Raw genomic sequence first — 12,798 nt, 5'->3', positions numbered from 1 at the left:
CCTCATATCAGCTTGATTCGCGCGGGGTAGGCGATGTTTCGCGGTCGGGTTTCGCCGGCGAAATTGCCGATATTGCCGATGTAGGCATCATTGTCGAATGCGGGATTTGGATAGGTCGTTGCCACCGTTGCTGAGGTCGGTAAAATATTGACGTTGGTAGTAACGTCCCAGGCGGTATCCGGAATCGCTGGAGCAGGCTTGAATGTCGCCCCGGTTCCCGTCGGCAGATAATGGTTGTGGCCTTGCAAGGCGTGCATTTGCAGACTGCCTATTACACGTCCTGCATCAACGTTTCTGTTCTCACTCAGCACCCGCAAAAACTCGCCCCGAATCTCGGGAATTCGAAAGTTCGAAGCGCCATCGCCACTGGTCCAGCCACCTTCTCGGCCTGCACGGGCAGCTTCGGTCGTCAGTGCCCCGGACGCCTGAGCAAAATCCCACAGCCACGGCCATTCGGCCCGCTTGAACAGATCACCGTTGGGAACGCCATAACCACCCGGGTTAAGCGTTGTGGTGGTCTCGAACAACGGGCGGCCCAAGGCGTTATTGTCGAAGCGTCCTATCGGCCACCAGCTCCCGGCTCCGTCACTGCGCAGATGCCACCAGTCACCTCCACCCATCAACACCAGAAACGGATAACCGCTGGCCGACAGGTAGGTGTGAAAGCGAATCCTGTCGGTGCCGGATGCTTGAACAACGAGGCGATTGCCGCTGTTGTCGACACGACGAAGAATCACATCGCGTACACCCAGAGCAAGATCCGCCGGAGGTAAAGTCAGGGTCACGGGAGCGGGACTGCCATCGATCAAAACGAGACCGAGTTCCTGCTCAGCCAGTGACTTGGAAGCTGCAAGCCGGGTAATCACCGAACGCATCGGACTAGCGCTGCCAACAATCGACTGAATCGCCTTAAACAACTGCCCGGTATCCGCCTCGGAAGCCACCAACCCACCACCAGTAATCACACTCAGAATCTCCTGAGTCACACTGTTGCCCCAAACCGCCGGAATCAACGACCCCGGCGTACCCGCCACCGGGTTTTCATCGACGAAGCGGCCATCGACCAGGCCGACGCTGGGGACGCTTTTTGGATAATCCATAGTTTGTTCGTTCCTTTGAAATGACAAATGACCGGCGTCGACACAGCGTCTTCTGCGTGCCTGTCCAAGGTCTGTTTTCTGAAAATAAAAAGCCCACAACGACGTGGGCTTGGGTAACGCTGAATGAAGGTTTTCGGCTTAGCTGGAAAGGCCGCTGACCAGTTCGCGAATGGCGACCAACACTTCGTCACCAGCGCTGCGCGCCAGATCCATATTGCCCTTGGCAGCCTGCGCGCGAATTTGCGCTTTGGCCTTCAGGCGCAACGTACGCAGTGTCAGCAAATGGTCGGTCAGTTGATCAGCCTTGCTCAGAATCTGCTCGGCGGCCTGTTTGGCAGTGCGCCCTTTGGCCACCCACGCCGCGACCGACAGCGGCACTTCCTTTTTCGGGTAACCGGCGTCCTGATAGGCCTGAGCGTCAGCGGCGGCCTGGGCGTATTCCATGGCTTTGAGCGGGTCGCCGGCCAATGCGATGCGAGTGCTGTCGGCAGCGGCGTCGACTTTGACGCAAATCTGTTCAACTTCCTGCGCATTCAATTCAGTCTGTTTGTCAGCGTTCAGAACCCATGCCTGACCGTCCCAGTCATGGGCGGCAGAAGGCTGAGGAAGGCGCATTTCGCCGTCGAACTGATGAAGCTCTTGAATAACGATCATCGAATAAGCTCCCAGGACAATTGGACGTTGACGGCTTCGGCAAAATTGACCGCGATACCGACGCTGTAATCAGTGACTGGATGGCTCTTGATACCCATGCTCAGTAGCAGTTCATCACTCTCGGCGTTCGACTGGCCAAGGTTGTGCTCTGCCTGATAGCACTGCCACAGCGAGCGCAAATTGGCATGATCGAAACTGGCGGCCAGCGTTGAAACCGTCACGTCGTTGACGATGTTGTTGGAGAACAACACGCAAGGGGCAATCGTTGCGGGGTTCCAGCCCCCGGGGTTGTTGGAACTCCCCGCGATAATGGGTGACAGGAAGCAATAGTTACCGCCCGCCCATCCCGTTGACGGAAAGGCAACCGACGTCACTGCCGTCGAGGACGGCGTTGGATTGCCGGCAACCAATCGGGCAGAACGTGCGTGCGGATCCAGCGGCAGGAAAATTGCGCCCGTTCCGTTGACCGTCTGAGTCCAGGTCAAGCGAGCACGGTTGTAGATGGTACGAACCGTGGGCACCGAGCCCGGCGCACCAGTCACGATCCAGGCCAGGCACATGTCCAGTGCCGTCGACTGGAAGCCGCCACCGGCGGCACCGTTTACCGTTCCTTTCAACGATTCGGGCGTCACGTCATGGATGTTGCCACGCTGCACGTAGAACGTCAGCGCACCGCCGGAAACTTGCACGCGTAAAAAGTAGTGACTGCTGGGCAACAGATCCGCACTGCTCCAGGCAGACGTCACAAACGTGCGCGAACGACCCAACTGACCATTCACGACTTCCTGACCGAGACTGATATAAGTGCCTGCCGCAATCGAAACCCTGCCACCACTGGTGGATGCCGCAGCCGGGCTGACCGTCAGCCGACCATCGGCGGTAGCCACCGTCGGCAGCGGCAATGCCACCAGCGGCAACGCCAGATCCTGATTCCAGCCCTTGGCCGTCACCGACTGAATCGCTTGCAGCAACTGATCGTATTTTTTCTCGTCCGGCGTCAGACCCGCCGCATTGATCACGTTGAGAATTTCTTGCGTAACTCCGTTACCCCAATCCGCCGGAATCAGCGATCCCGGGGTTCCGGTCATCGGGTTCTCATCGACAAACTTCCCATTCACCAAGCCGGCGCTGGGCACACTGTTCGGATAATCCATGGCTTATTCCTCCCTAGTCATAATTGATGTGCACCTTGGTATGCGCCGGTGCGCTGCGGTGAATCAGGCATTCCAGCGCCGACCCCGGATTGACGCCGAAGCGCTCGCCCCAGTAGCTCGCGCCGAAACGCCGGCCGAGCAGCAAGCGCCCGCCGGTGTTGAGCGTCCACATGAACTGCGCTTCCCACGTGCCCCAGTGCGCCGAGCCGAAACGCGAACGGCCCATGCGCGGGGCTTCGAGTTCGGTGATGGTGGCGTTGGGGTAGCCCTGGCTTTTGGCGATTTCGAGGTAGTAGCCGACAGCCTGGCTGCCGACCGCGAGCAAGCGTCGGCGTACGGCGAGGCGGCGGTCGTCGAACAGCGGCGTGGCACCTAGGCATGGGTCGGGCAGGTTCATCACCCGCTCCCAGTCCGGCACCAGTTCGCTGACGCCGGCCGGGTCCATCTCGTTGAGCAGATCGGCAGCGCGGGCATCGAGGCGTGCCAGTTCGACGGCGACGCCTTGCAGCACTTCTTCCAGTTCCGGAACACGCTCCGGGTCCCACGCCGGGCCACTGGGCAGCAAGGCGCGCAGTTGCGCCTGATATTGTGCGGCGGTTCTTATGCCCCCCATACACAACCTCCAAAGGTCAGCAGTTCGCTGTCGTTGGCCGTGACGTTGGCCACGGGAGCTGTCAGCACGTGGTCGGTTTCACCTGCGGCGCTACTGATCGCTTCGCGGATATGGCTGATCAACAGATCTTCGCCGAGGTCAGCCTCGCGGTTATGCAAGTCGCGCAGTTGAGTTTCGACCGCCGCGCGCACGGCGCTGGTGTCGGGGGTCAACTTCAGGCGATAGGTCACCGGTACCTGAATTGGCGGACGCACATGCACTTCAGCCGTCACCGGACGCAAGGGTTCGATATAAGCCTGAACCTCGGCCAGTTGTTCGTCGTTCGGCACCGGTTGCGGATCGTCGTCACGCATGATGTACACGCCGACGGTACCCGGGCCGAGGAAGCCACCACGGCACCAAGCGCGCGTCACGCCGGGCACTTCCAGTGCCCAGGTTTCGTAGTCACTGGCCGAGCCACCATGGGGAATCACGCGGTAGGAACGGATCACCCGCGAACGCAGCGATTCCAGACTTTCCCGCGCCACACCACCGCTGAGTCCCGGCGCCAGCACGACAAAACTGTTGCCGATCACGCCGGCAATCGGCTGCACCGGTGTCAGCGCCAGCCCGGCGTCGGCATTGCCCAGACTGCCGGCATCGAGCGCGGCGATCGTGGTGGTGTTGCTGCCATTGACGGTCGTGCGCGCGGCGGTGACCTTGTAGGTGCGGCCGTCATTGGTTTGCAGCAGCGTATCGGCGTCGAGCACCGCGCCGGCAGTGGCGGTAAAACTCACCGTGCCGGTGGCCACTTGTGCCGGTTTGCGCGGTTGGTTCAGACGCAGAGCGGCGATGCGCTCCAGGGTCGACTCGTCGGCCTTGTCCGGCAGAATCTGCTCGGCAATCCAGTCGAGATAACCGTACAGACCATAAGCCGCGCCACCGAGGGTACGGGCCAGCACTTGCGCATCGGACTGGCGCAGCGAATCGCCGGCCAGGTCGCTTTGGGTGCGCTTGATCAGCACCGGCAGCGAAGGGGTTTCAAACGGCATAGATCACCTGCCAACTGTTATCGGGGTTGATGTCCAGACGTTCGCCGTCGGCCAGGGTCAGGACCGTGCGCAGGTTCAGGCGCTGGGCGTCGAGGCGTTCGCTGATGATGTCGATGGCGCTGCAATGGCCGTCGTCGATCAGCCACTGCAAGGCTTCGCGGGCATAGAACTCGGCGTCCATCTGCGTTTGTCGGGTCAGCTTGACCCGGCGCAGCAGCCACAGCCGCGAGCCGATGCGGTCGTCGGCAACGGAGGGAAACGTGTCGCCCCACCAGCCGAAACGTTCGTCGTCGTCGAGGGCGTCGTCATCGGCGGCTCGGCGCCAGGTGAACAGGCTGATCAGTACAGAGCGCGTCAGTGCAGCGTGGAGGTTTTGGCTGATCAGCATCACTTGCCTCCTGTCGGCGCGCCGGTCTGGCCGCTACCGGCTTGTACGCCGACGTGCACGTGTTTGATCTGGCTGATGCCGCCGGCCAGCTGATCGCCGGTGGAAACGATCTTGCCGGTCTGGTTGATCACCGGCGTGTCGAAGTTCACCGCGCTACTGGCGCGGATGTTCAGCGTGGCGGTTTCAATATCGATGATCCGCCCGCGCTTGAAGTGAATTTTGTCGCCTTCGTCGGTGTAGATCGCCACTTCGCCCGACGCCAGCGATTGCAGGCGATAACGGCGATCGGCAATGACCAGGGCGATGGCGTGGGAACGGTCGCCGCCGATGAACGTGACGACCCCTTCGGCGCCGGCCAGCGGGTGGCTGGTGAAACCGTAAGGTTCGAAGTGCTCCATGTCGTCGTTCACTTCGCCGGCGGTGAGGCGCATTTGCAGCGATTGCAGCTTGGATGCCGAATTGGCGAGCACGACGGTGCCGCGCGCCAGCAGGCGTGTCAGTAGGCTCATGAATTGTCCTCAAAGGTAGACATCAAGTGATCCACTGTGGGAGCGAGCCTGCTCGCGAATGCGCTGGGTCAGGCGATTTGATGTTGAAGCTGCCAGCGCTTTCGCGAGCAGGCTCGCTCCCACAGGGTTGGGTGTCAGGCCTGGGGTTTTTTCGGGGGGCTGGGATTGGCGTCGAAGGTATGCGGCGGCGCCACTTGCAGCGTGGTCACCGAGCCCTGTGCCGACAGCGAATAAGTGACCTTGGAGATCAGCATGTCGCCATCAAACCCAAGCACCGGATCCGTGACTTTGACCAGCGTGTTGTGCCGCCAGAGATCACCGTTGGCCTGGCGCCAGCCCTGCACCTGATACGTGGTGGTCTGCGCCCGCCCCATACGGGTGGCGCACTCCCACTGGGCGCGTTGCTGGGCCAGTTCGAACGTCAGCGCGGTGCCCTCGTTGATGATGGTGGTGCGTCGACGTTTGAAGCTCAGATCGGTCGCGCTGGATTCAACCTCGCTGACCGCCGCCCCGCTCTTCTTGTCCGAACCTTTCTGCTGGCCGATCACCCGGTATTCGGAGAACACCTGACTCTGATCCATGGGGGCGTTGGCCGACAGGATATTCTTGCCCAGTTCCAGCGCATCGCTGGCCCGACCACCGCTGCCGGGTTTGGCCAGCACCAGCCGGCCCTGCTCGTCATCGGTGGAAAACACCCGCAGCAACGAGAGCAAACGGTCGATCGACTGGAACACGGTTTCACCCGGCACGATCGTGTGCTTGGTCAGCCGTGCAGTCTCGGGAATTTCATTGACCACCATCAGCCCGTACTCCATCGCCAGCGCCTGAACGATGCTCAACAGCGGTTGCTCCTGCCACTGGTTTGGCTGGTTTCTGGCGGCGCAATCGACCAGATCCTGGGTCTTGGAACTGCCCTCGATGCTCAGGCTGATCTGGCGTCCGTCATAGCTGATCGGCGCCTTGAACACATAGCCGGTGAGCACCAGGTCCTGACCGATTTTCACTTCGCAGGGGTCACCCGGCTTGATCCGCTGGTCCACCGTCTGCCCCGGCCACTGCCAGGTGATGTCAAGTTTGAACGTGCGGAACTGGCGCTCCAGATCGGCCGTGATCTCCACGCTTTTCCAGCCGCCGTATTCCATGTTGTTGACGGTCAACGTGACGCGGTTATCCATCTCGCTCATGGCTCACTCCCTGGACACTTTCACGTCGTTGGGTGAAAAGCCCGGATGGTTCATCGCGTTGCTCTGAGTCACTTGAGTCACCCGTGTGGCATCGGCAAATTGCTTGTAGGCCACAACCAGCGCCGGCAGGCTTTCCTGGAACGATTTGGTGACCTGTCGCACACCGGATGACGCCACTGCCTTGAGATGCGCCAGCAGCGCTTCCTTGACATCGTTGATGGCTTGGTGGTGCTTGGGATCGGCCTTGTCCAGCATCGGATCAATGGCCACCCCGACAGCCTTTTGCAGCGCTTTCATTTCATCGGTCACCGGTACTTCCTGACGGGTCACCGGTTGATCCGCCTGCTGAGCCACCGAGGGTGTCGACGACAGCTTCACGGCGGGGCTCGCCACTGGCATCGACGCCACCCACTGCGCCACTTTGACCAGCATCGTGTCCTGCACCAGATCGGCCATGGCCTGCGCCGCGGCGTTGGTGTCCTTGCCGGTGGTGATTTTCGGCGCATCAGCCTTGCGGATCGCTTCGAGTTGTTGCGACACGTCGGCAATCACGCCACGGTAGCCCTCCTTCGCGAACTCCTTGAGCTCCTTGATATCGCCGAGCAAACCTTTGAACTCAGCCGCCACTTCCTTGGGCAACTCCTTCACTGCCTTGACCAGTTCGGTGATCTGCCGGTACTGCTCGATCAGCGGCTTGAGCTGTTCTTTGATCACCTCATAAACGCCGGTCAGGCTGTTACGCAGATTGGCAATGCCGATCCGCGCTGCCTTGATCAGCGTCATCGCCTGTTCGAAGCGCGCCACTGCCGAGCCCAACAACGTGTCGGCCTTGGCCAGCAGGACTTTCTGCGTGCTGACCGTGGCAGTTGGAAACGGCAACGGCTGGTCTGGATAGAACTTCAGGGTAAAGGTCACCAACCCGCCGTCCTGGCGGGTGTGGGTCATGTCGCATTCGCCGACCTTGACTTGCAGTCGCCCCAGCCACGGATGCACCAGCTCGCCACTGCCCGCCTCCAGTGCCTTGAGCAGCTTGTCGCGCTGCTCCAGGCAATCGGCGCCGATGATGAACGCGGTGACGTCGTGAATCCTCGCCTGTTGGCCGAGATCCTCGAAGTACGGCAGGTCACGCTGCGGATACTCGTGCAACTGCCCCTTGCGACCGACCGGGGTTTTCGCCTGATCGATCCAGAAACCGACACCACGAAAGGATGCCGGCAACAAACGGTCACGCCAGTTCATTGGAACCTCCTGCCGACAACGAGCGATAGCCGATGCGCGAAGACAGCGCCAGGCCCGGTTGATTGGTTTGCGGTTGATCGGTGCGCAACCCGGCCGGCGCATTTTCGAAGCGTACGGTCAGGCCGCCTTCGAGTTGTGTGCGGTTGTTGATTGCGCTTTGTTGAATCAGTGCGCCAGAACTCTGTGGCAACGAACCACTTTGCAGTGCACCGTTACCCGTTGCTTGCGGCGTTGCTCCGAAGAACGCCGGCGCCAGCTCTCCTTTGCCTTCGGCATTGGTCTGGCGTTGCGCTTCGGTGAACGTTTCCACCTTTCCGGTGACCTTGGCGATCAGTCCGGCAAAGCCGCCGTCGAACAGCTCTTTGATCGGCGCAATGACGGTTTGCAGTTTTTGCCACAACTCGCCAAACCACTCGGTGATCGGCCCCCAGTTCTTGATGATCTGCCCCAACGGTGTCCATTCGAACATGTTGTGAAAAAACTCGAGTACCGGTGCGGCCAACGCCTGCACCACGCCCCACAGCGCCGAAAACACTTCGCTGACCGGTTGCCAGTACATCGCGATCTGTTCCAGCGGCGACCATTCGAACAGGCTCTGGAAGAAGCTTTTGATCTGCTGCGCCGACGCTTGCAATGCGGCCCAGACCGGTTCGAAGAAGGCCACGATACTGCCCCAGTTGTTGACGATCATCCCCAGTGGGGAATAGTCGAACAACGTGCCGAAGAAGTCCTTGATGGCTTGGGCCGCCGGTTGCAGCGCCGTCCAGATCGAGCCGAAGAAGCCAGTGATCGCCCCCCAGTTGTTGATGATCATCCCCAACGGTGTCCAGTCGAACAGTCCTTTGAGGAACGCCATCACCGGCACACTCAAGGCCTGGAGCAAGTCCCAGATCGCCGAAAACAGACCGGTCAACGGCGCCCAGTTTTCCAGGATCATGCCGGCGGGCGTCCACGAGAACACCGATTTGAAGAAGTCGATCACTGGCGCGGTGACCGCTTTGACCGTGTCCCAGATCCCGGAAAAAAATCCCGCGAGCGGTGACCACAGCGCCGCCAGTGCATCCAGCGGTCGCCAATCGAGGATCGAGCGCAACGTCGCCATCGCACTCACACCGATGTTTTTCACGCCCTCCCACATGCCCTTGAAGAACGCGCTGATCGGCGTCCAGTTGGCATAAATGAGACCGGCCGCCACCGCGATGCCCATGGCGATCAACATGATCGGGTTGGTCTTGAGCACCATGCTCATGACGTCCATCACCTGGGTCATACCGGTGACGGCGGTTTGCATCGCCGAAAAGGCAATCGCCCCCGCCGCCAGGCCTTCGACCAGTTTCGGGTTGTCGGCGAGCAGGCTGCCGACTTGGGTCAGCATCGGTTCCAGCCCGACCACCAACGCCCCCACCGCCGGCACCAGTGCCGCGTCCACGGCTGCGGAAACCTTTTCCATCGACGCACTGAACACGTTCATGTTTTGCGCAGCGACTTTCGGTGTGGCGGGCAGGTCGACGGTTTTTGCCGTATCGCTGACTTCAGTCAATTTGCCCTGAAACGCCGCCGCCGATTTGATCCCCTCCACGAACGGCGTGATCACGCTGCCGCCCTTGAACAGACCGCTGATGTCCAGTTTGCCGAGGCCAGCCTGTTCGAGATTTTTCTTGAACCCCTCGACCTTGGCTTGAAGGGCGCCGAGTTTGGGCGACAGCTCATCGATGCCCGTGATCAGCACCGGTGTTTTCACTTTTTTCTCTTCGTCTGCCATCACTGCACCTGCTGCATCGCATTGATCCGTTGCGCGTGCTCCAGCGATTCGCGGAGCACATCCAGTGGCCTGGCCATCATCTGTTCGGGGTCAACCTTCCAGAACCAGGCCAGGTCATAGGCGACGGCAATCAGGTCGGTGATGGCGCCGACGCCGCACTCATGAAAAAACTCGCAACGGCCCAGCTCAGCGCATTGAGGTCAGCCAGATCCAACTGGTTGACCGACGACGGCGGAATGCCGGCGCACACGGCGATGTATTTGGCCGCCACGTCCATGTCGAGGCTGACTTCTTCGCTCTTGTCGATCTTGTACGGCAGCGCCTTGATCGCTCGCACTTCCTGCACCGTCGGACGGCGCAGGACGAGTTCGGTCAGGGGCTCGCCGTGAGCTTCGATCGCAACCTGAAGCTTCACGGCGCCGCTCATTGCCAGGTCCCCTTGATGCCTTCGAATTTCAGTTCGATGGTGGCGTCATCGCCTTTGGAGACCGGTTCTTCGACCAGATAGGCGCCGGCCAGTACGTAGACTTTGCCGTTGCTGAATTCGCAGGTGACGGTGATATCGGTGCCTTCGATCAGCTTCTTCAGCGGGAAGTCGGCGGTGTGCAGCGCGGTCACTTTGAACGACGGCGCGATGTCGGTTTCCTTGTAGAAGCCGGGTACGACGGTTTCGCGTTTGACTGCCATCAGCGGGGCTTCGCAGCCGCCGTTGATAGTCAGTTGTGCGCCGTCGACTTTGACGTAGCAGGTGCCTGCAATCAGTTGACCCATGGTGTTACTCCCTTGCATAAAAAAGCCCACGCGAGGTGGGCTGATAATTTGCCGTCAAACGCGCGGATCAAGCCGCGTCGTCGTACTGCAGACGGAACTGGTTGAGCAGTGCGAACACGCGCAGACCGTTGATGTAATCCGGCGGGAACAGCACGTTCACGCGGCTGGGGTCCTGCACGTCGCGCTCGACGATCAGGTGCTCGGCAAACAGCTCGGCGTTCTCGACGTGACCTTCCAGTTCGAGCTTTGCGTACTGAGCGATCAGCTCACCGCGAATGGTCGCCGGGGTGACAATTGGCTGGCCAGCGCCAAAACGGGTGCCGTCCGAGGCCAGTTTGTGGCGACCGTACTTGCTGGTGATCACGCTTTGCAGACGGCGCACGATGAACGCCGACTGGTGCATGGTTTCGCTGTCCAGGTAGGAGTTGTCGGCCTGACCGTAAGCGTTTTTCTGGTAGGTGGTGATCGAGCGCTGGATGCGCACGTAGCCGCCTTCGTAGTACGCGGTGGCGATGCCGTAGTTGAGCAGCGACTGACGCTCGGTCAGCGTGAAGCGCTCACTGGCCGGTGCCGGATCAACGCCCGGCAGACTGCCGCTTTGGGTCGGACGGCTGGCGTCGGCGGAGATGAACACGGCAGTGCGTGCAGCCAATGCAGCGGCTTGTACCCAGAACGGTTGCGGAACGCCCGGTTCAAGTGCCTGAATGGTCATGTGCTGGTCGTTGCGTGCCTGGCCGGCAGCAACCAGAGTGCCAACGGTGCCGCGCTTGGCGCTGTAGACGTGACCGAACAGTTGCTTGGCCCACGACCAGCGACCGGTGCTGTCGTCCATGACCGCTTGCCAAGTGTTGAGGGTCGACAGATCGGACCATGGCAGTGCGATGAACTCGAACGGCTCGTCACCCAGAGCGGCAATCGCCGCCACTTGATCCGGCACGCCGGCGCCGCCGGTCATGGCGGTGATCGCAGTGGTCAGGCCGGCCGGGGTGTCTTCGCCGTTGCTCTTGCCCAGGCGATTGAATTGCAGGCTGATGTCGTTGCCGCTGTCGCCAGTCCATTTGGCGTTCAGGGTGACCACACCTTCGGCAGCGGCAGCGCTGACCGGCAGATCGGCGGTGGCGTTGATTTTCTGCGCCAATGCGGTGGCCGCTTGCGTAGCGGTGGCACCGTTGACCACGGTGGCTTGCACACGCACACCGCCGACATACAGATTGAGCACGCCGGCCTGAGTGGCGGTGCCGGTCAGGGTCAGCACGCCTTTGGCGATCGCGCCTTCAGCGTTGTGCAGCGGCAGGCACCAGATCTCGCCGATCGGGTCGGCCTTGCGGAAGGTTTCGTACATAGAGGCGAGCATAGAGCCCTGGCCGCCGATGCTCTTGGCCAGCGCAACGCTGGAGACCAAAACCAGTTTGCCGACTTCGGTCGGGGCGATGTTGTCGTTGACCTGGGCAACGATCAAACGACGCAGGGTCGAGCTCGCGCTATTGGCGGCCGAGTTGTCCATCTCTGCATAGAACAGCGGTACACGAATGTCCGCAGGGATATTGCTGAATCCGATCGCCATTATTTGGCTCCCTTTTGTTTGGCTGGTGCGGTTTTGAGGGTGATGTCGCCGTCGGCCAGACGTCGGCGCCACCAGGCGCTGTCCAGCACTTCACGGCCTTCGAGCGGCAGCAGATCGCCCGCCTCCGGGTCAGGTACGACGCGGCCGGCGGCCGGCAGTACGGTGATGCGATTGCTCATGGGGTTACGTCTCCAGAGAAAGTCATTTCCACGCGCCCATCGGGGCCCGGGCGTTTCAGGTTGGGGTCGGCGGGGTCGATTGCATCGACCCGCACGGTGGCCCCGGTAAAGGACGACAAACCGTCCAGTTCGCGTTCGTGCCAACTCTCCGCAGGCTGACTTGGCAGATTGCGGCCGAGCTGGAACTCGGCAAAAAAGCGCAGCCGGTAGAAGGCGCGGCTGCTGTTGATCGAGACCATTTCGCCGCCGTCGTAGACGATGACGTTGTAGGTGGAATCAGGTTTGAAACCGACCAGCGCGCGCCACAGTTCGGCGCGCAGGTCGTGCAACAGATCCAGCGCATTTGTAGCGTCGGTGGCGTCAAGCACGAGGACGATTTCGAAGCGGTCGCGGATCGGTTGGGTGGTGAGGTTTTGGGTGGTGCTTTCACTCGCCAAGTCGGCCAGTGGCAGCACGTGGGCCGAGGGTGTCGGCAGTTCCGGGTTGCCTTGTAGCAGCGCCAGATCGACACCCACTGAAATGTGATTGGCAAGGCCCGGGCATTGCCCACGCAATTGCGTGAGGATCGGGGTGATCTTCATGGGGATACTCCAGAATGAATGCGATCTGCAGCGCACTGCAAAACCTGTGGGAGCGAGCTTGCTCGCGAA

General features: G+C 61.0%; 15 protein-coding genes. All 15 read right to left on the bottom strand.

Annotated features, from left to right (window positions below):
* Nucleotides 1–2: 2 nt before the first annotated feature.
* Nucleotides 3–1,100 (bottom strand): phage tail protein, encoded by a 1,098-nt coding sequence (locus L8H52_RS02545; protein ID WP_242204833.1) that lies wholly within the window; start codon nucleotides 1,098–1,100, stop codon nucleotides 3–5.
* 138 nt (nucleotides 1,101–1,238) lie between these two features.
* Nucleotides 1,239–1,754, bottom strand: a complete 516-nt coding sequence (locus tag L8H52_RS02540; RefSeq protein WP_242204835.1) for a phage tail protein — start codon at nucleotides 1,752–1,754, stop codon at nucleotides 1,239–1,241.
* On the bottom strand, nucleotides 1,751–2,908 hold the full coding sequence (locus tag L8H52_RS02535; RefSeq protein ID WP_242204837.1) for a phage tail protein: 1,158 nt from the start codon (nucleotides 2,906–2,908) through the stop codon (nucleotides 1,751–1,753). The genes L8H52_RS02540 and L8H52_RS02535 overlap by 4 nt, the downstream gene beginning before the upstream one ends.
* Before the next feature lie 13 nt (nucleotides 2,909–2,921).
* On the bottom strand, nucleotides 2,922–3,521 hold the full coding sequence (locus tag L8H52_RS02530; protein ID WP_016985041.1) for a putative phage tail protein: 600 nt from the start codon (nucleotides 3,519–3,521) through the stop codon (nucleotides 2,922–2,924).
* Entirely contained in the window at nucleotides 3,509–4,552 is a 1,044-nt protein-coding gene (locus L8H52_RS02525) for a baseplate J/gp47 family protein (protein WP_242204839.1), read from the bottom strand. The genes L8H52_RS02530 and L8H52_RS02525 overlap by 13 nt, the downstream gene beginning before the upstream one ends.
* Nucleotides 4,542–4,940, bottom strand: coding sequence for a phage GP46 family protein (locus L8H52_RS02520; RefSeq protein WP_034154915.1), 399 nt, complete (start codon nucleotides 4,938–4,940; stop codon nucleotides 4,542–4,544). Before L8H52_RS02520 ends, L8H52_RS02525 begins: the two co-directional genes overlap by 11 nt.
* Nucleotides 4,940–5,449, bottom strand: coding sequence for a phage baseplate assembly protein V (locus tag L8H52_RS02515; RefSeq protein WP_242204841.1), 510 nt, complete (start codon nucleotides 5,447–5,449; stop codon nucleotides 4,940–4,942). The genes L8H52_RS02520 and L8H52_RS02515 overlap by 1 nt, the downstream gene beginning before the upstream one ends.
* 134 nt (nucleotides 5,450–5,583) lie before the next feature.
* Nucleotides 5,584–6,633: a phage baseplate assembly protein gene (locus tag L8H52_RS02510; RefSeq protein WP_242204844.1), complete on the bottom strand. Its 1,050-nt coding sequence runs from the start codon at nucleotides 6,631–6,633 to the stop codon at nucleotides 5,584–5,586.
* A gap of 3 nt (nucleotides 6,634–6,636) precedes the next feature.
* The gene (locus L8H52_RS02505; protein WP_242204846.1) at nucleotides 6,637–7,872 is read right to left on the bottom strand and encodes a DNA circularization N-terminal domain-containing protein; all 1,236 of its coding nucleotides are present in this window, start codon (nucleotides 7,870–7,872) and stop codon (nucleotides 6,637–6,639) included.
* Nucleotides 7,859–9,634, bottom strand: coding sequence for a phage tail protein (locus tag L8H52_RS02500; RefSeq protein WP_242204848.1), 1,776 nt, complete (start codon nucleotides 9,632–9,634; stop codon nucleotides 7,859–7,861). The genes L8H52_RS02505 and L8H52_RS02500 overlap by 14 nt, the downstream gene beginning before the upstream one ends.
* A 130-nt stretch (nucleotides 9,635–9,764) precedes the next feature.
* Nucleotides 9,765–10,061 carry a phage tail assembly protein gene (locus L8H52_RS02495; RefSeq protein ID WP_007908778.1) on the bottom strand — a complete coding sequence of 99 codons (297 nt, stop codon included), beginning with the start codon at nucleotides 10,059–10,061 and terminating at the stop codon, nucleotides 9,765–9,767.
* Entirely contained in the window at nucleotides 10,058–10,405 is a 348-nt protein-coding gene (locus L8H52_RS02490; protein WP_007908779.1) for a phage tail tube protein, read from the bottom strand. Before L8H52_RS02490 ends, L8H52_RS02495 begins: the two co-directional genes overlap by 4 nt.
* 67 nt (nucleotides 10,406–10,472) lie before the next feature.
* Entirely contained in the window at nucleotides 10,473–11,969 is a 1,497-nt protein-coding gene (locus L8H52_RS02485) for a phage tail sheath subtilisin-like domain-containing protein (RefSeq protein ID WP_242204850.1), read from the bottom strand.
* Nucleotides 11,969–12,148, bottom strand: a complete 180-nt coding sequence (locus L8H52_RS02480) for a DUF2635 domain-containing protein (protein ID WP_034154909.1) — start codon at nucleotides 12,146–12,148, stop codon at nucleotides 11,969–11,971. Before L8H52_RS02480 ends, L8H52_RS02485 begins: the two co-directional genes overlap by 1 nt.
* Complete coding sequence (locus L8H52_RS02475; RefSeq protein WP_242204852.1) at nucleotides 12,145–12,729, bottom strand: hypothetical protein; 585 nt, start codon at nucleotides 12,727–12,729, stop codon at nucleotides 12,145–12,147. The genes L8H52_RS02480 and L8H52_RS02475 overlap by 4 nt, the downstream gene beginning before the upstream one ends.
* Nucleotides 12,730–12,798 lie beyond the last annotated feature (69 nt).

It is taken from the genome of Pseudomonas sp. CROZ-RG-20F-R04-15, from assembly GCF_022662375.1.
Lineage (GTDB): Bacteria > Pseudomonadota > Gammaproteobacteria > Pseudomonadales > Pseudomonadaceae > Aquipseudomonas.
This window is presented reverse-complemented; position numbering and strand designations above follow the sequence as displayed.